The following is a 17,254-nucleotide window of genomic DNA, read 5'->3' on the forward strand; positions in this document are numbered from 1 at the left end:
AGAAAACAAAGAAAACAAAGAAAACAAAGAAAACAAAGAAAACAAAGAAAACAAAGAAAACAAAGAAAACAAAGAAAACAAAGAAAACAAAGAAAACAAAGAAAACAAAGAAAACAAAGAAAACAAATGATAAATTTAGACAATTTCAACAGTATTTTAAAAAAATCTTTAGACTTAAAATTTATTTTACTTTTATGCAACTATTTATTACTTTGTGAAATAATTTTTGTTCATTTTTTAAATATTAGTTTAATTAAACTTGAATCATATTTTGTAGAAAGTAATATTAAATATTTTTTATTATCATTCATAATTTTTGCATTTTATATGCAGCTTATGAAAATAGTAATTAAATCTATATTAATATATTTTAAAGAAGATTTAAGTTTTCCTGAAAAAGGTTCATATTATGATGAAGATATTATACTTAAATATGCTCTACATAAAAAAAATATATTAGACTATAAATATATAAAAGCTTATAAAAAAGATTATAAAAATTACTATAATTCACTTATATATAGTATCATTTTAGGTGTTACAATAATTTTCAATTTTTATATAAATTATAAAGACTCAATAATATATATTTTTCATCATAATTATCCTATATGGGCTACAATTATTGGAATTTGTTTTATGTTATTTTTATGTGTAATATTTAAATTATTATTTCAAATAACTGACAAAATATATTATCCAGAATTTGAAAAAAAATTACAAAAGGTAGAAAAGTCAAGCAGTCATACTCGTACAGTTGATAAAATCAAATCTTTCAATAATTAAATATTTTTTCACAAGAAAAAATCCTAAAATCTTTTTGAAAAAAAGTTTTAGTTAAAGAACTTCGTTAGAACAGAGTAAAAAAATGTTGTACATTTTTGGGGTGTTAGCCCCTATCTCTGCCATATATTAATATTTATTTATTCACTTAAGAATTTAATATAAATTAGTTAAATTTTAAAAATAACTATTTTGAGTAAAATAATATTCAATTTATGATTTAAGATATTTATTGTATACTTAAGAAAGAATGAATGAATAAAAGGAAAGATTGATAATGATTTCAAATGAATTAAGACGTAGCTTGAAGTTAAATATAGAATTTTATAAATCAATTAGAGAAGATTTACCTAATTTATTAGATAGTTCTAAAAAAGAAATTTTTAATATTTTGTTAATTCTTGAAAAATTAAACAATGAAGATTCAGAAATAAACTATGATGAAGTTTTAAAGAAGATATTAGATTATCTTCGTGATTATTTTCATAAAATTCACGATTTATATAGAAGTAAATTGGAGAGCAACTATAAAAATATAAATAATTTATTAATAAATCTACATAAAATAATTGAAACAATTTTGGAAGATTTTGAAAAATCTGTAACGAAAAAAATTTATGACGATTCATTTTATGATCTTGCAGAAAACTTATTAGAAGAATCTGAAATACGTATTGTTTATCCTGCTGTTAAAAAATATTTAGATGAAATATTAACTAAAAAAGATGAATTTAATTTAAATGATCAAGATATTATTAATTTTTATGAACTTTTTATTAATAAAGTAAATGATTTTTATTTTGATTATTTATATGATTTAGAGAAATTTGAAGAAATGTCTCTTGAAAGTAAAATTAATATTCTATATAAATATTTAAAAAATGAACTACCAGATTGGATATATGACTTAACTGAATATAAAGGAGAAAATGAATCTTCTGATGAAGAAAATATAAAAACAAAAAATTCAGAACCTTATGATGTAAGTAAAATAGATATTATAAACCAACCCTTTGAAGTTCAATCTTTATATAAAAAATATAAAAGAGAACCAAAAGAATTAGAATTATCTCCAGATTATCAAAGAAATTTTGTCTGGAATGGAAAAGAAAAAAGTAGACTAATAGAATCAATTATAATAAAAATACCTTTGCCTCTTTTTTATATAGATTCAAGAGATGAGGATAAATGGATTGTTATTGATGGTTTACAAAGATTAACAACAATTTTTGATTTTATGGATGATAAATTTAAATTAACGAATATGGAATATTTAGATGGATTAAAAGGAAAAAAATTTTCTACTTTAGAAAGAAAATATCAAAGAAGAATAGAAGATTTCTCCTTATTATGTAATTTAATTAGACCTAATACTCCACCAAAAATTGCATTCAATATTTTCCAAAGAATAAATACTTTAGGTAAAAAACTTGAAGTACAAGAATTGAGAAATGCTATGTATATTGGTAAATCTACACAATTATTAAATGAATTGATAAAAACAAAAGAATTTAAAGATATTACTAGTAACAAAAGAAATTTTAAAAGAATGGATGATCAAGCTATCATATTGAGGTATTTATCATTTAAAATTTTTCCTTATGAAAATTATAATAAAAATGATATGAATGAATTTTTAGAAAATACAATGGAAAAAATTAATTCAATGAGTGAAATTGAAATAAGATCATTAAAAAATACTTTTATAGATTGTATGAAAAAATCAAAAATACTTTTTGATAAAAATTACTTTGCAAAACCATCTAAAGGAAAAGATACTTCAAATCCAATTAGTAAAACTTTATTTGAGTCAATAGGTTATTCTTTAGATAAGTATACAATTAATGATATTGAAAATAATAAACTAGAACTTAGAAAAAAAATATATGAATTATATGAAAATGAAGAATTTATATTAAAAACATCAGTTGCTACTAACAATCCACCCCAAGTTAATTATAGATTTAGTAAATTTCAAGAATTATTTAGAGAAGTAATAGGATATTAAATGAGAAAATTAAAAATTAAAAATTTTAAATGTTTTATTGATAAAGAAATATCTTTATCCAATTTAACTGTACTTGCTGGTGGAAATGGTGCAGGAAAATCTACTGTAATTCAAACATTTCTTTTATTTGCACAAAGTTTTAAAAGTTCTACAAGTTTAAATTTATCAAATAAATTATATTTGAATGATTATTATACAGAATTAGGAAATTCAAAAAGTCTTTTAAATTATGATGCAAATAATGAAACAATTGAATTTGAATTTACCGATGATAATGATAAGAGTATTAATTTTAAATACAAGTATGATGAAGAAATAGATTCAAATATTTTTGAATTATTAAATAAAGAAGAAGTAATAAGAAATCTAAAAGAAAGTAATGCTTTAAATTTTGTTAATTATTTTGAATTTATTGGAGCTGATAGACTTGGACCAAAAACTTTTCATCATACTGATAAAAATTTTACTGAATTGAGGGTTGGAAAAATTGGAGAATACTCTGCATTAATATTTGAAAAACATAAAATGGAAATACTTCCAAATGGAAAGAATCTAAGAGATAATGTAAATGAAGTATTATCAAATATATTTGATTTTGTTAATATTGACACAGAGTTTAACAAAAAAGCAAATATTGCAATGTTTGAAATAAAAAATCATCCATTAAGTACAGAATATGAAAGCCCTGTTAATATGCCTTATGGTGTGAGTTATATTCTACCTATAATTATAAGTTGTTTAGTAAGACAAATTGATAAAACAAAAATTATAGAAAATTATCAATATAAACAAGAAGAAAATGAAATTATAATTATTGAAAATCCAGAGGCACATCTTCATCCATCTGCTCAGTCAAAACTTGGATATTTTTTAGCAAAAATATCGAATCATATTCAAATTATTATAGAAACACATAGTGAACACATTATAAACGGTATACGATTAGCTACTTTAGAAGATGATATAAATAATAATAATATTAGTATTAATTTCTTTTCCTCAAATAAAAAATCTTTTGAACCCAATATTCAAAATATTAAGATTGATCAATTTAGTGATTTAACTGATTGGCCTATTGGTTTTTTTGATCAACAAGAAGCAGATATTAGAGAAATATTTGAACATAGAAGAAAAAATAGAAAGTAGAGAATATGAATGTAAATTTTAATTTAGAAAGTTCTTCCTTTATAAACAGTAGTGAGGATTTAGATTATATTTATAAAAGAATAGATGAATTAGATTTGTTATTTCAAAATATAGAAAAAATAAATAAACGAAAAATTGAACTGGATAGACCTAAAGATACTATATATAAAAATTTAGATATCTATGATCAATTATTTTATGAAAATAAACCAGTTAGTGATTTTATTTATGGTACATTAGATATAAGTAGTGATTATAAAAAATTATTGAGAGCAATTATAGATAAATATACAACTTTTTATGAAAGAGGAACAGTAGATAAAAATATATTTTTTTATAATCGTGGAACAAATATTTATGATGAAAAAGATTTAAGAGATTTTTACCATAATTTCTTCAATACATTAAATAATGGAGAGAATTTTTTTTATGGTATAAAGATTCATTTTCCTAAATTAACATTAAGTGAAAATGTACAAAATACATTGTCAGCAATAGAAACTGATTTACCTAATTTTTCCATAAAAATTATTAAAACATTAGACTATTTGAGTAATAGAATTAAAGGTATTTTTGAAGATAAAAAAGATATCAGAGCCACTTTAGAAACATTAACTGAAGAAACTAGTTTTCATGCAAGTTTACAAGGTAAAAGTAAGGACTTATTAAATTTTGAATTTGAGTATATTGATAAAGAAAAAGTTAAAAAGAAAAAAACGATATGCTGTGATCCACATGTTAAATATAATAGGGGAGAAGTGTCAAAAGGAGATAAAGAATACTACAGATTATATTTCCAGATGGGAGATCCAGAGATAGATAATGGAAATATTTTAATTGGACATATTGGTAAACATATAGAATAAGTTAATAAATTTAATGTCTATGTTTAGTTTTTTTTCTTTTTTCCATTCTTTTCTTATATGTCTTTCCTCTTTTTTTGAAGGGAAAAACTTATTTTCTACTTTATCAGGATTTAGGATATATTGAATAGCAAATCTTTTTAAAGTAGCTATGTCAAACTCTTTTTTGATTTCTTTTTTATTTAATTTTTCTTTATAAAATAGTTTGGCTTCTTTTATATTTTTTCTTTGATCTTGTGAAAGAGTAAATGTATGGTTATATTTTTTAGCAATTTTAAATGCTGTAAGATTTAGGTCTCCTTCTTCAATCCATCTATTTTGAATCAAAATAATTTCTTCTTTTGTGATAATTGTTTCTTTTAATTTAGATTGCAAGTCTAAAAGTCTTAGAAATGATTTTTTCCTTATCTTTAATATAAGACCTTTTGGCATAGTCATTCCATATTTAGAATTTAATTCATCACCTTTATTATAAAGATCTCTTCCTTGATGCCTATGACTATACACATCTCTTGTTTTTTCCCAACCTTGTTGAGTAAGATTCCAAAACCAATCTCTATATTCTTTATATAAATCTATATTTTTATAACCACTTTGCATAAGACCATCTAAACTCTTATCTTGATCTCTTACCATATAACATTGCCAGCAACCAAAACGAGAAACACCACAGCCGATCTTACCTTCTTCAATATGTTTACCACCAGCACCAACAAAAGTACATTCTTTTGTATCTTTTCCACTTGCATCACTATATATTTTCCACAAGAAATCTATATTCATAAGCTCATTTGATTGTTTAAATAGATACTCCCATACATCTTTCGTACTCCAAAACTCAATAGGCATTAAATTACTTGCATTTTTATATCTATCGTTTAATTTTAGATCTGTATCTTTAACTGTTTTCTTTACTATTCTTGCTTCTCTTGAAAAGCTCTCATCTCTTCTAGTTCCAATAACAGATATAAATCTACCATCAGGAAAATTTTCTTTAATTTCTTTATCTATTGGAAATACTTTTAACTTATCAGTACACCATCTTAGTTGATTAGAAGGAGGAGGCATACCAACCCCAAGAAGTTGAACATTAAGTGTATTTTTTATTTCAGGTTTTACTTCTTTTACTTTTATAGGTAATTTATGAAGATTTGCATAATCTTGTATTTTTTTTAATGAATCTTCAAGATGTTTTAATACAGGAGGAAGTTCAGCTAAAGTATTTGAGTTTATTATTAATATTTCTTTATTTAATTTTTTATTCTTTTTAACTAAATTTTCAAGCATTTTAACAGTTAAATAAACCAATACACTACTATCTTTTCCTCCACTATATGCAACACAAAATGGACGACTATCTGTTGTATAGTAATACTCTAACATTTGTAAAGCTTGTTGTTCTTTTTCTTCTATAGAAAAAAGTTTATATTCATTAAAATTCATAAGCGATTGTATCGAAGTCTTAATTAAAAATAGTATATTTTTTAATATTATAAATTATTAATACTTATATTTATAATAAATATAACTTATTAAAATACTAAAAATACTTTCATTTAACAATCAAAGAATAATTTCATATACCTTTTAAATCTTAATTGACAAAAAGATACTATATTTAGTATAATATTTCATATTTAATTAAGGATATAAAATGCAACCAATTTTAGCAAATTATAGTGCAAGTATAACAGAACTTAAAAAATCTCCTACACAATTACTAAATGAAGCAGATAATGAAGTTATAGCAATATTAAATCATAATATCCCTAGTGCTTATTTAGTTCCAAGTAAACTTTATGAAAAAATGATGGATATTATAGATGATTATCATTTGTCATTAGAAGTTGGGAAAGCTTTAAATGATGGAGAAAAACCAATTAAAGTAAGTTTAGATGACTTATAATCTTGAATTTAAACCTCAAGCTTTAAAAGAGTGGAGTAAATTAGGCTCAACGATAAAAGAACAATTTAAAAAGAAATTAGAAGAAAGACTAGAAAATCCCAAAGTAGAAAAAGATAAACTAAGTGGATATGAAAATCTCTATAAAATAAAACTAAAAACTGCTGGATATAGACTTGCTTATCAAGTTAAAGATGAAGAAATAGTTGTTTTAGTATTGAGTGTTGGAAAAAGGGAAAAAGATAAAATTTATAAGAATCTAAAAGATAGATTTTAAATATTTAAATAAGTAGAAAAATTAAAAAAGTACAGCTTTTAGCTTGGGTGTGCTAGAAATTTTGTGTCAATCTGATAGAATTTATTCTAAAGGATTGAACAATGAATCAAACACTTAATTTAACAGATGTACTTGAACAAATTAAAGCTAGTACAAAAATAGAGGTTATGTAATACCGCATTCAATTAAGCTAAAGATGTGTTGTCTATTGGAATGTTTATTTACAGTTTTTTTCTACTGTTTACTTTCCGATATGTTATATATTGTCTTGTTTTTTCTAGTTTTAAAATCATTTTTTAAGGTTAAGAAATTATCCATATTTGTGCCACCAGTAATACCCATACAATCCAATTCATCAATCATTACATCCAATATATCGATAGAAGCTAACTTGATAGATTCTAATAGTGATTCAATGCTTAAGCCAACAAAGTCACTACTTTTAATATACTCCAATCCATTAATAACGATGATATCCAAATTAAGCAGTCGGTATGATTCATTGTTGCTTTCAATTACATAATTCTTATAGTATTCGTCATGAAAACTATCTTTAATTTCATCTAGAGTATGGTTTAATAGATGCCGTAATAGAGAATTATTTAGTAAGTTAGCACAATAATCATGAATGTATAGGTATGCAAATGAAAAGTTTTCATTTTCTAATATTACCCGTGGTGCATAATCTTTCAACATATGGTTATGCTTTATATAGTTATTTAATACAAAGATTTCATGATTTTTTCCAATAAAGAAAAAACTCATATCTGATAAGTACCTAAACTTACATTTTTCATATAAATCAAAATCATATAGTTCAGGTCTATCAGTTTTACCTACTCCATATTTTTTCAATACTTTATCAACTAAATCATAATCACCTTTCTTTATCGGTTTGTAATCAATCTTTATATCAGGTTTAGATAAACCTATACGCTGTTGTATAACCCATGAATGATAATATTCTATAAGGACTGAAAAACTATTTATTAAAAAATCGACATTGTGTTCAAAATCAGTTAAACCGATATACCAAGTTTCTCTCGGCTTATCTAATTCAGACTCAACTTTTTTACATAAATCTTGAATTTTTTTAATTTGATATACCAATGACAATTCTACGTCACAAACTTTCTCATACGTATTTTCTATATCATGTCTTTCTATTAAAGATAAAATCATCACAAATTCCTATGGTAAGTTTAACTGCTAATGTTTAAAATGAACTAATAAATTACCCTGCACGGTAATTTTATTAGTTCTACTGATTTGTTATGTATCATGCCCAACCACATAGAAAGCTCTCCAATTCTTTGGAAACTTATTATCAGCCCAAACTTGTTCAAATTTAGATTCTCCCCAAAAGTCATTTGTAACATAAAAGACAGCATAGTAAACATTGTAATCTTGATCACCATTATAACCTTTTACATCTGCTGCAATTTGTTCTATTGTTGTTTTTAGTTTAGTTTCATCTTTTGCATATTTATATTCAATAGCAGCGCTTAATTCTGGAATTAAAATATCAGGTTTAAACTCTTTTGCTGTTTTGAGAAAGTTAGAAGATGCATTTTTTGATGTAGGAAATATTGACTCAAGGAGTATTTTTACTTCATTGTATACTTGGGGTTCTGATGTTGGTTTTTTTCCCATTTTATAAATCACTGTTGCAGTGTTTTTTAAAATAGTTTCTAAATATTTAATTCCTGTTTGTTTAACGCTTAAGTCTTTTTTGAAAAAATCAAAAGGACTCAAGAAAGACCATAGCTCATGCAAATATTGACTATATATTTGTCCATTAAAAGGTTCAAAATCAATCCCGTTATATGCGTCAGTTGTATTGGGGAACTCACCAAACTTTTTTATAAAAACGTCTAAATAACTATTTAATTTCATCATGTCAAAATAGCAGATGATATGATTATGTAGTGATTTAATCATGCTTTCATGAGAAAGATTCAATTGTTTATCTTCTTCGATCCACCAATCAGGTGGCGTTGATTTATTCAAATCGTGTTTTTGTCCAAATTGTTCGTGATTGAAAATTGTGTGCTGTAATTGTTCAAGTTCAGAAAACAATTTCAACATGTTGTGTTCTAAGTTAATTAGCTTGTCTTTCAAAGTTTTTCTCCTATAGATACATACTATTAATTAAACATACATTATATACAACATAGTCTAAAATCAACAAATAACATACACAAAAATATTATATATTGAAATAGTGAAAGCACTTTAAATAAGATAAATGTAAAAATTGTTCTAAAAATAAACTATAAAAACAAGTTCAACAAACTGTACTTTTGACACAAATTAGGATTAGTAAGATTAAGTATGCCAAAACTCTAGGATTATCAATCTTTGACACAAAGACTCTGAACAGTCTCTTTTTTATTCTATAATCCTAAATTAATAACCGCTTCTCGTCCACTATCAGGACTTAATTTAGCATATCTCAAAGTCATTTTTATATCTTTATGATTCATAAGCTTTTGAATTGTAAAGATGGGTGTTCCATTGATAGCTAAATGACTTGCGAAAGTATGTCTTAATGTATGGATTACAACTTTATTTTTTCTATCATGTGTATCTATTCCATCATTAAAAAGATTGTCTAAAATAGCTCTTAATCTCTTTTCAGGATTAGATGTAAAGATTTTGTCATTTAAAGATAGATTTTGAGTTCTAAGCTCTAATAAATACTTTAATTCATCTGTTAGAAAAGCTTTATAAGTTGAATTATTTTTAAAATCTTTTAAAGTTAAAAGATTGTGAGTAAAATCAATATCTTTTTTATGAATATTTAAAAGTGTTGCTAATCTTCCACCAGTATTTAAAGCCAATTTAAAAAATAAATAAACTGTTTCATCTTCTTTTATTTCATAATATAAAGTTTGTATCTCCTCTTTAGTTAAAAATCTTTCTCTAGCATTATCAACATCAGAAAGATTTATATATTTAGTAAAATCATTTTTAATTAAATCGTTTTTCAAAGCATACTTAGTAATCGCTTTTAAAATATTTAGAATATTATTTATAGTTTTTGGAGCTAGTGGTTTCTTAGTTCTAATCCCATTTGTGGACTTTAAAACATTTGTAAATTTTAAAATATCATTTTTTGATAAGTTTTCTATATCGTAAGACTTAAAGAATGGTAATATATGAGTTTGATAATGTGATTTTATAGACCTAACTACATTATTTGAATTAAAATATTCATTTGCTATTATTTCAATAGTTAAAATATTTCTTTTCTTTTTCATAGCAATAGCTGGTGGTTCTTCTCCATTTCTTTGCTTTGTAAGTATTTCATTTCTTTTTTGATTACAATAAGCTTCTCTTATACCCTCGCTAAATTTACCAATTTTTAACCAAATTTTTTTATTTGTATTCAATTCTTTATATGTGATATAATAAGTCTTATCAGCTTTTCCATTGGTTTGTGTTTCTCTAAAATATACTCCAGTTAGGTTAGTTTTTATCATTTCATTTTATACCTTATTTATACCCATATAATGTGATTATTGGATTTTATAAGTTTATTTGGATTTTGTCAAGACTTGACAAATAACCAATTTATGGCTATTTGTGAGCATTGTATTTTTTAAGATTTATTGTAAGATATATTTATGTGAGTTCGAGTCCGACCAGCGGTACCATTAAATTTTTATTAATAATTTATTATCTAGTTTATAAATAGTATTTGTTAGATTTACAATAAAAGTTTTATGATGAGATACGATAATCATAGATTTATTCAAAGAGTTTAATATATTTAAAATCTTTTTTTCACTCTCTTCATCTAAGGCATTGGTTGGTTCATCTAAAAGAAGAATTGTAGGATCATTTACCAAAATAGAAGATAATGCTACAAGTTTTTGTTCTCCTCCACTTAATTCAAATATTACTCTGTTTTCTAAATGTAAAATATCTAATTTTTTTAATATTTCAATACTTTTTGTATAAGCTTCGTCTTTATTTAAACCTTTTACTCTAAGTGAAAACATAATATCTTCAATAACTGTAATAGATAAGAAAAAACTACTTACATCTTGAGGTAAATAGCCTATATCATTTCTATATTTTTCATAGTCATTTTTATCCTTTACTAAATTATGGAAAAGATATATTTCTCCTTTATTTGGTCTTTCTAATCCAACAATCAATTTTAAAAGAGTAGATTTACCACAACCATTTGCACCAACTATTGCTATTTTTTCTTTATGACCTAAATCAAATGTTATATCTTCAAATAAAACTTTATCATCTTTTTTATATAAAATATTTTTTAAATTTAATGTACAACTCATATAAATGCCTTTAGAATTAAAGTTATAGAAATAAAAAAGATTAAAATAATATCATATTTACAAACTATAAAATCATCACTTAGAAAAATATCTCCTTGAAAATGTCGTAATTCAAAAGTTGATTTCAAATTCATAGCTCTAGAAATACTTTTTACAAATAAAAGTCCAAAAATATTTCCAAAAGTTTTATAAGTAAACATATTGGTTTTCGCTTTAAAATTTCTTGTTATTAAAGAATTTTTTATATTCTGTATATCTAAACTTAATTCAAAAATCATCTTTACAGTAAAATATAAAGTTGATACAAATTTATTTGGGAATTTTAAAATATAACATCCTCTTACAATATCAAATCCATTTGAATTAGAAAATAGTAAAAGATTAAATAAAATTATCAAATTTACTCTAATAAATAGATTTATAGCTTCATAAAAATTTGATTCTATATATAAAAATAATGATAAAACAAATATGAAAATATTTAAAAAGAATAGTTTCTTTAATATTTTAAAAAGATTATTAAAATTTATAATAAACAAAAAAACAATTGGAATTAAAAAATATATTTCAACATTTGAGAAACTTAAAAGTAAACTATATAAAAAAGCTAAAATCAAAGATATTGCAGGATTAAGATTCAATATTTTATTCTTTTTACAAATAAAAAAATTAAAAATATAAGTACTAAACCAAAAATAACTTTAAAGATTTCAAAATAGTTTAATTGTTCTTCTAAAACTATAATTTTATGTTTTAAAGCAATATTTTCTTCTTTTAATATATTTATCTCTAAATTTACATCATTATCTGATAATAAACTATTGTTTAAAGTATTATCATTTTTTATCTCTTTTGATACAATATGACCTGATCCAGCATCAATTGTAACTTTTAACTCTTTTAAATATGTTTTAAAATTGTACTCTCCTTGTCTATCTAAAGTTCCATCAAAAATAATATTATTTTGATTATCTTCTATTTTAAATTGACAATTTATACAAGGCTTTGCATTTGCAAAATATGAATTTATATAAAGATTATTATCTTGTAAATCTAAAAAAAGATTTATTTTGTGTGCAAATAAAATAATAGGAAATAAAAGTATAAGAAATCTTAACATATATTTGTACCTTTTAATAAATTTGGCATAATTTTTTTAATATATATAAGTAAAAATAGTGTAATTACACCTTCTAATATCATTGTTGGAATATTTATAAGAAGTATAGAATATGCTACTTTTTCATATTCTTGTTTTGAAAATATAAGAAGTAAGAAAAGACTCAATGAAGCTATAAAAACTCCTAAAAATCCAACTAAAAAAAATTTTATTTTTTCATTTACTCTTTTTAAAATCTCTAATTTAAAAAGTAAATATACACCATAGGAAGATACACCCATAATCAAAATATTTGCCCCAAGTGAACTAATCCCTCCGTATCCTAAAAGAAGTGCTTGTAAAATTAAAGCCAATGATATTGAAAATATTGATAAGTTACCTAAGAAGATTCCAATAAATCCTATAAGCATTAAATGTATTTGAGTAAATCCAAAAGGGATATGGATAAAAGAGGCAACAAAAAATAACGCACTGAAAGCTGCACTTAAAGATATTTTTTCATTTGTAAGATTTTTAAAAGAATAAATTAAAAAGCCAAAAGAAACAATAGTAGAAACTATTGTTACTTCCAGACTTAAAACACCATCACTTATGTGCATTTTTATCCTAATATGCTTTTATCCAAAGTAAAGCACCATTTTCAATTGGATATTTTTTACCTTTATACTCTTTTTCACCTTCTTCAATTAGTGCTGCAAATCCCCACCAACCTTTGTGATTCATAACAAAAGAAAAAACACCATTATCATCAGTCTTTACACTTTGAGTAATATGATTTTCAGTTGGAGCTTTTAATCCAAATTCATTGTATAACTCAACTTCTACTTGTACATTTGGCATAGCTTTTCCATCTTTTAGAACTTTTCCTTGAAAAATATTTCCAGAATATAAAGCAAAAGGTTTTGTAAGAGGAACAATTTCATACTCTAAACCAATTGGTTCATACCAACCATCTTCAACTCCAAAGGCACTTACAATTACTTTTGGAACATGACTTATAAATACTTCTTCAGCTTGTTCAAAATATGGTTCTGGTTGTACAAAAAACTGATAAACTCCTGGCTTTTTTATATCAAAATTTGTAGTCCAAGCTTTCTCTGAAAATTTTTTTATTTCAGTAATATTCAAAGAATTTTTTGTATCATTTACATAAAAACCTTTTGGCTTTTCCATATTCATTCCACTTTGTTCAAAAGGATGAATAAACATAGTTTCAATTTTTAAATTTGCATCTTTTTTATCAACAATATTATCTGTAGCTGGAATTAATGCTAAAAAATGGGCATTTGCATACATTGCAAAACATAGAGCTAATAAGCTTTTCTTCATATGTATCCTTTTATTTTTTAAAAATTATATCTTCCAATTATTTATGTAAAGTAAATTTTAGTATTTCTTATGTATTTTTAGAACAATATTAATCTAGTTCTAAACTCATAAGATACATATCTTCTCCATCAGTTACTTTTAAATTTGTACTTTGACACTTTGGACAAGAAAATTCATGCTTTTCTAAAGTTGATTTTGTTTGGCAATCATGACATAAAATCTCAATTTTCTGGACATTTATCAAAAATTGTGCATCATGACAAATGGTTTGTTCTTTAAAAGTATCAAAAGCAGTTTGAAGAAGATCTGGCTCAACTCCACTTAAAACTCCAATTTTTACAACTACTTTTGTAACTTTTTTTGCTTCATTTTGTCTTGCATGTTCTTCACAGCTTTCTAATAGTGATTGAACGATTGAATACTCGTGCATTAGCAAATCCTTGGAAGTAGTTCACCAGTTGGAGTATCTAAAAATCTTTTTGTTCCCCAAGAACTATTTAATATAACTCTTTGTGGATATTGTTGTGTTACTTTTCCAATAATACAGGCATTTTTTGCCTCTTCAAACTTATGTAAAATTTCTATTGCTTTTAAAGCATCATCTTTAGGAATTGCTAAAACAAAAGTTCCTTCATTTGCTAAATTTGTTGCTTCAAAACCTAACATTTCACAAACTCCTTTCACCTCATCACTTATTGGAATAATCTCTTCATCTACTTCTATGCAAATATTTGACTGTTTTGCCCACTCATTTAAAACAGCACTTACTCCACCTCTTGTTGCATCTCTTAAAGCAGTTATTTTAACACCACCATCAATAAGTGCTTTTACTTGTGGATATAAAGAGTTACAATCACTTTTTAAATTTGAGTTTAGTTCTATTCCCTCACGTGCTGTAAATATAGTAGCACCATGAGAGCCAATATCACGGCTTACAAGTATTAAATCATCTTGTGTTATATTGTTTGAGCTAATTCCACTATAAAGAACTTCTCCTATTCCAGTTGTATTTATAAATATTTTATCAACTGCGCCCCTTGGCACTACTTTTGTATCACCACTTACAATAATTGCTTCATTTTTGGCTAACTCTTCTTTCATAGAGTTTACTATGATTTCAAGTTGCTCCACTTCAAAACCTTCTTCAATGATAACTGAACAAGTAAGATATTTTGGCTTTGCGCCCATCATTGCTAAATCATTGCAAGTTCCACAAATGGCAAGTTTTCCTATATTTGCTCCACTAAAAAAAAGTGGACTTACTGTAAAAGAATCTGTACTAAAAGCAAGTTTTCCATTTTCTATAATCGCAGCATCTTCACAATTTTGCAAAATATCATTTTTAAAGGCTTTATAAAACACTTTAGATATAAGTTCATTGTTTTCAAGTCCACCATTTCCATGTGCTAAAGTAACTGTTTTCGTCATCTATTTATCTTCTCTACTTTTACTATATTTTTTACTTCCACCTTGCGAAGTTTCAGCTGGATATTTAGCTTCATTTTTTGTCATTTTATTTAATATAGCATCTTCTAAATCTATATTTAATTTCATACAAATTCGTATAAGATAAATAGCAATATCTGCAACTTCTTCTTTTGTATGAGCTAAGACATCTTCTGGTAAATTTTGTGATTCTTCAAAATTTAGCCATTGAAAAATCTCATTTAGCTCTCCCACTTCACCATTTAGAGCCATAACTAGATTTTTTGGATTATGAAAACTTTCCCAATTTCTATCATCACTAAATTTTTGAATTCTTGCTTTTATTTTTTCTATATCCATAAAAATCCTTTATTCATAATATTTACAAAGAGCTTGTGTTCCTAAATCTCCATCACCATTCTTTTCCAAAGCTTCATACATCTCTAAAACATCATTTAATACTTTCAAATTTGGAACTTCACTTGCAGCAATTTTTAAATCTTTTACCATATGTTTTATATAAAATCCTGGTTCAAACTCTTTATTTAACATCTTAGGAGCATTATTTGTAAGATGAAAACTCTGAGCTGCACCATTACTTATACTTTTAAGCATTGTAGGTAAATCTAGCCCTACTTTTTTACCATAAGCTATGGCTTCACTAACTCCTGCCATAACTCCTGCTATTGCTATTTGATTTGACATCTTAGTATGTTGTCCACTTCCTGAACTTCCAGCATAAACAATAGTTGTTCCTAAACTTTCAAAAATCTCTTTGCATGATTCAAAATCTTTTTGTTCTCCACCAACCATTATAGATAAAGTTGCATTTTTTGCACCAATATCTCCACCTGAAACTGGAGCATCTAAAGCTTTTAAACCTTTTTGTTTTGCAATTTCGTGAATTTTTATAGATAGACTTGGAGTTGTAGTTGTCATATCTATCAAATATGTACCTTCTGAAGCACTATTTATAATACCATCTGACGAGAAATATACCTCTTCCACATCTTTTGGATAACCAACTATTGTAATAACTGCATCTTTATTTCTTACACACTCTTTTATACTTTCACAAAAAATAGCACCCTCTTTTATAGTTTCTTCTACTTTTTGTCTGTTTCGTGCATAAATACTTACCTCAAAACCTTTTTTTAGCAAATTTGAAACCATAAATTTCCCTATAACTCCAACACCAATAAATGCTATTTTTTTACCTGCAAGCAGGATTTCGCTTTGCTTCATCATAAATCTCTCCTATTTATTTTCTAATAAATTTTTTGCATTTTTATTTGTTACTACTTTTTTGCCAGTTTTTGCTTCAAGCTCTTCTTTTGCTACTTTTGCAACATTTCCACCTTGAATTGCAACATCATAACTTTCATTAAAATCTTTTGGATTGACTGCTTCACTTATATCTTTTGTTGAAGCTTCTGCTAACATATTTAAAATAAGCTCTGTATTTGTCATATTATCTCTAAGATTCTCTTTTTTGAGTCCTTTTAAGATTTTATACTCTTTTGTAGTTTTATCTGCCCAAGTTTTTGTAATAATATCTGTCAAAGTTGCAAACTCTTGCCCCTCTTTTACTCCAACTCTTTTCCATTCATCTGTTAATTCTTTTCGTATTTCTATACTTTTTAATCTTTGATTTATCCAATTTTGACTATATCCAAGTTCTAAATATTGTTTTAAAGCTCTATCAATACTAAGTTCTGGGTCACTCATCTCATCTAATCGTTCTTTTCCTACTTTTGCTAACCAAAGCTTAAAAGGCTCTGCTTTTGGTGAAGGAATAGACTGAATAAGCCTAAATAGCTGTTCAGTATCTGCTACATCTGTAAATCTTAATTTCCCATCACTTGCTTTTAATTTCAACTGGTGACAATTTGTCACCGTTTCATTTCCTTCTTCTTTTAGCCGTTGTTTTAATTTATTCCAATACTTTCTAGCTGTTTGAAAATCTTTACTATCAACAAGTATTTCAATAACATCAACGATTGAAATATACCATTTCTCTTCATTTTCATCCCAAAGAGTTCGTACCTTTTTATCTTCAAAGATTTTGATTGCTTCTTGTGATTTCATAA

20 protein-coding genes are annotated in these 17,254 nt (G+C 24.9%); 6 read left to right on the plus strand and 14 right to left on the minus strand.

All coding sequences use genetic code 11. The annotated features are described in order from the left end of the window. The 4 genes from CRU91_RS12155 to CRU91_RS04245 form a co-directional block, all read left to right on the plus strand. Positions 1-786: hypothetical protein (locus CRU91_RS12155; protein ID WP_222718394.1), on the plus strand; the 786-nt coding region annotated here is incomplete at its 5' end. Between the two features lie 274 nt (positions 787-1,060). Further along, positions 1,061-2,791, plus strand: coding sequence for a DUF262 domain-containing protein (locus tag CRU91_RS04235; RefSeq protein ID WP_113893728.1), 1,731 nt, complete (start codon positions 1,061-1,063; stop codon positions 2,789-2,791). Further along, complete coding sequence (locus CRU91_RS04240; protein ID WP_113893777.1) at positions 2,792-3,937, plus strand: DUF3696 domain-containing protein; 1,146 nt, start codon at positions 2,792-2,794, stop codon at positions 3,935-3,937. Between the two features lie 5 nt (positions 3,938-3,942). After that, on the plus strand, positions 3,943-4,803 hold the full coding sequence (locus CRU91_RS04245) for a hypothetical protein (RefSeq protein WP_113893779.1): 861 nt from the start codon (positions 3,943-3,945) through the stop codon (positions 4,801-4,803). Here CRU91_RS04245 and CRU91_RS04250 read toward each other — a convergent pair. Further along, the gene (locus tag CRU91_RS04250; protein ID WP_113893781.1) at positions 4,771-6,243 is read right to left on the minus strand and encodes a phosphoadenosine phosphosulfate reductase domain-containing protein; all 1,473 of its coding nucleotides are present in this window, start codon (positions 6,241-6,243) and stop codon (positions 4,771-4,773) included. The two genes, CRU91_RS04245 and CRU91_RS04250, sit on opposite strands and share 33 nt — an antisense overlap. A gap of 211 nt (positions 6,244-6,454) precedes the next feature. Here CRU91_RS04250 and CRU91_RS04255 point away from each other — a divergent pair, with 211 nt between their 5' ends. Further along, positions 6,455-6,706 carry a type II toxin-antitoxin system Phd/YefM family antitoxin gene (locus CRU91_RS04255; protein ID WP_046994518.1) on the plus strand — a complete coding sequence of 84 codons (252 nt, stop codon included), beginning with the start codon at positions 6,455-6,457 and terminating at the stop codon, positions 6,704-6,706. Further along, a complete protein-coding gene (locus CRU91_RS04260; RefSeq protein ID WP_113893784.1) occupies positions 6,696-6,980 on the plus strand; it encodes a type II toxin-antitoxin system RelE family toxin in 285 nt (94 codons plus the stop codon). Before CRU91_RS04255 ends, CRU91_RS04260 begins: the two co-directional genes overlap by 11 nt. Positions 6,981-7,214: 234 nt before the next feature. On the opposite strand, the gene CRU91_RS04265 is transcribed toward CRU91_RS04260, so the two are convergent. From CRU91_RS04265 to CRU91_RS04325, 13 genes are all read right to left on the minus strand, one after another. Beyond that, entirely contained in the window at positions 7,215-8,162 is a 948-nt protein-coding gene (locus CRU91_RS04265; protein ID WP_113893786.1) for a hypothetical protein, read from the minus strand. Positions 8,163-8,252: 90 nt separating this feature from the next. Beyond that, positions 8,253-9,101 carry a PD-(D/E)XK nuclease domain-containing protein gene (locus tag CRU91_RS04270; RefSeq protein ID WP_113893788.1) on the minus strand — a complete coding sequence of 283 codons (849 nt, stop codon included), beginning with the start codon at positions 9,099-9,101 and terminating at the stop codon, positions 8,253-8,255. A 275-nt stretch (positions 9,102-9,376) separates the two neighbouring features. Next, positions 9,377-10,465, minus strand: a complete 1,089-nt coding sequence (locus CRU91_RS04275; protein WP_113893790.1) for a tyrosine-type recombinase/integrase — start codon at positions 10,463-10,465, stop codon at positions 9,377-9,379. A gap of 174 nt (positions 10,466-10,639) precedes the next feature. Then, positions 10,640-11,290, minus strand: a complete 651-nt coding sequence (locus CRU91_RS04280; RefSeq protein ID WP_113893792.1) for an energy-coupling factor ABC transporter ATP-binding protein — start codon at positions 11,288-11,290, stop codon at positions 10,640-10,642. Further along, a complete protein-coding gene (locus tag CRU91_RS04285) occupies positions 11,287-11,931 on the minus strand; it encodes an energy-coupling factor transporter transmembrane component T (RefSeq protein ID WP_113893794.1) in 645 nt (214 codons plus the stop codon). Before CRU91_RS04285 ends, CRU91_RS04280 begins: the two co-directional genes overlap by 4 nt. Then, complete coding sequence (locus CRU91_RS04290; protein ID WP_113893796.1) at positions 11,928-12,410, minus strand: hypothetical protein; 483 nt, start codon at positions 12,408-12,410, stop codon at positions 11,928-11,930. The genes CRU91_RS04285 and CRU91_RS04290 overlap by 4 nt, the downstream gene beginning before the upstream one ends. Beyond that, positions 12,404-13,009, minus strand: coding sequence for a CbiM family transporter (locus CRU91_RS04295; RefSeq protein ID WP_113893798.1), 606 nt, complete (start codon positions 13,007-13,009; stop codon positions 12,404-12,406). Before CRU91_RS04295 ends, CRU91_RS04290 begins: the two co-directional genes overlap by 7 nt. 7 nt (positions 13,010-13,016) lie before the next feature. After that, positions 13,017-13,739: a DUF4198 domain-containing protein gene (locus tag CRU91_RS04300; RefSeq protein WP_113893800.1), complete on the minus strand. Its 723-nt coding sequence runs from the start codon at positions 13,737-13,739 to the stop codon at positions 13,017-13,019. Between the two features lie 88 nt (positions 13,740-13,827). Then, positions 13,828-14,169 (minus strand): hydrogenase/urease nickel incorporation protein HypA, encoded by a 342-nt coding sequence (gene hypA / locus CRU91_RS04305; protein ID WP_113893802.1) that lies wholly within the window; start codon positions 14,167-14,169, stop codon positions 13,828-13,830. Next, a complete protein-coding gene (hypE, locus tag CRU91_RS04310) occupies positions 14,169-15,167 on the minus strand; it encodes a hydrogenase expression/formation protein HypE (RefSeq protein WP_113893804.1) in 999 nt (332 codons plus the stop codon). The genes hypA and hypE overlap by 1 nt, the downstream gene beginning before the upstream one ends. Continuing rightward, positions 15,168-15,524: a nucleotide pyrophosphohydrolase gene (locus CRU91_RS04315; protein WP_113893806.1), complete on the minus strand. Its 357-nt coding sequence runs from the start codon at positions 15,522-15,524 to the stop codon at positions 15,168-15,170. A 9-nt stretch (positions 15,525-15,533) separates the two neighbouring features. Continuing rightward, entirely contained in the window at positions 15,534-16,412 is an 879-nt protein-coding gene (locus CRU91_RS04320; protein WP_235826947.1) for an NAD(P)-dependent oxidoreductase, read from the minus strand. Positions 16,413-16,421: 9 nt separating this feature from the next. Further along, positions 16,422-17,252, minus strand: a complete 831-nt coding sequence (locus tag CRU91_RS04325) for a BRO-N domain-containing protein (RefSeq protein ID WP_113893808.1) — start codon at positions 17,250-17,252, stop codon at positions 16,422-16,424. Between the last annotated feature and the right edge of the window lie 2 nt (positions 17,253-17,254).

It is taken from the genome of Aliarcobacter vitoriensis, assembly GCF_003316695.1.
Taxonomy (GTDB): Bacteria; Campylobacterota; Campylobacteria; order Campylobacterales; family Arcobacteraceae; genus Aliarcobacter; species Aliarcobacter vitoriensis.

Excerpts from the sequence above, each read along its gene's own strand:
- CRU91_RS04235 (WP_113893728.1), top strand. The coding sequence starts at position 1,061 with ATGATTTCAAATGAATTAAGACGTAGCTTGAAGTTAAATATAGAATTT.
- CRU91_RS04240 (WP_113893777.1), top strand. The coding sequence starts at position 2,792 with ATGAGAAAATTAAAAATTAAAAATTTTAAATGTTTTATTGATAAAGAA.
- CRU91_RS04245 (WP_113893779.1), top strand. The coding sequence starts at position 3,943 with ATGAATGTAAATTTTAATTTAGAAAGTTCTTCCTTTATAAACAGTAGT.
- CRU91_RS04250 (WP_113893781.1), bottom strand. The coding sequence starts at position 6,243 with ATGAATTTTAATGAATATAAACTTTTTTCTATAGAAGAAAAAGAACAA.
- CRU91_RS04255 (WP_046994518.1), top strand. The coding sequence starts at position 6,455 with ATGCAACCAATTTTAGCAAATTATAGTGCAAGTATAACAGAACTTAAA.
- CRU91_RS04260 (WP_113893784.1), top strand. The coding sequence starts at position 6,696 with ATGACTTATAATCTTGAATTTAAACCTCAAGCTTTAAAAGAGTGGAGT.
- CRU91_RS04265 (WP_113893786.1), bottom strand. The coding sequence starts at position 8,162 with ATGATTTTATCTTTAATAGAAAGACATGATATAGAAAATACGTATGAG.
- CRU91_RS04275 (WP_113893790.1), bottom strand. The coding sequence starts at position 10,465 with ATGATAAAAACTAACCTAACTGGAGTATATTTTAGAGAAACACAAACC.
- CRU91_RS04280 (WP_113893792.1), bottom strand. The coding sequence starts at position 11,290 with ATGAGTTGTACATTAAATTTAAAAAATATTTTATATAAAAAAGATGAT.
- CRU91_RS04290 (WP_113893796.1), bottom strand. The coding sequence starts at position 12,410 with ATGTTAAGATTTCTTATACTTTTATTTCCTATTATTTTATTTGCACAC.
- CRU91_RS04295 (WP_113893798.1), bottom strand. The coding sequence starts at position 13,009 with ATGCACATAAGTGATGGTGTTTTAAGTCTGGAAGTAACAATAGTTTCT.
- CRU91_RS04300 (WP_113893800.1), bottom strand. The coding sequence starts at position 13,739 with ATGAAGAAAAGCTTATTAGCTCTATGTTTTGCAATGTATGCAAATGCC.
- hypA (WP_113893802.1), bottom strand. The coding sequence starts at position 14,169 with ATGCACGAGTATTCAATCGTTCAATCACTATTAGAAAGCTGTGAAGAA.
- hypE (WP_113893804.1), bottom strand. The coding sequence starts at position 15,167 with ATGACGAAAACAGTTACTTTAGCACATGGAAATGGTGGACTTGAAAAC.
- CRU91_RS04315 (WP_113893806.1), bottom strand. The coding sequence starts at position 15,524 with ATGGATATAGAAAAAATAAAAGCAAGAATTCAAAAATTTAGTGATGAT.
- CRU91_RS04320 (WP_235826947.1), bottom strand. The coding sequence starts at position 16,412 with ATGATGAAGCAAAGCGAAATCCTGCTTGCAGGTAAAAAAATAGCATTT.
- CRU91_RS04325 (WP_113893808.1), bottom strand. The coding sequence starts at position 17,252 with ATGAAATCACAAGAAGCAATCAAAATCTTTGAAGATAAAAAGGTACGA.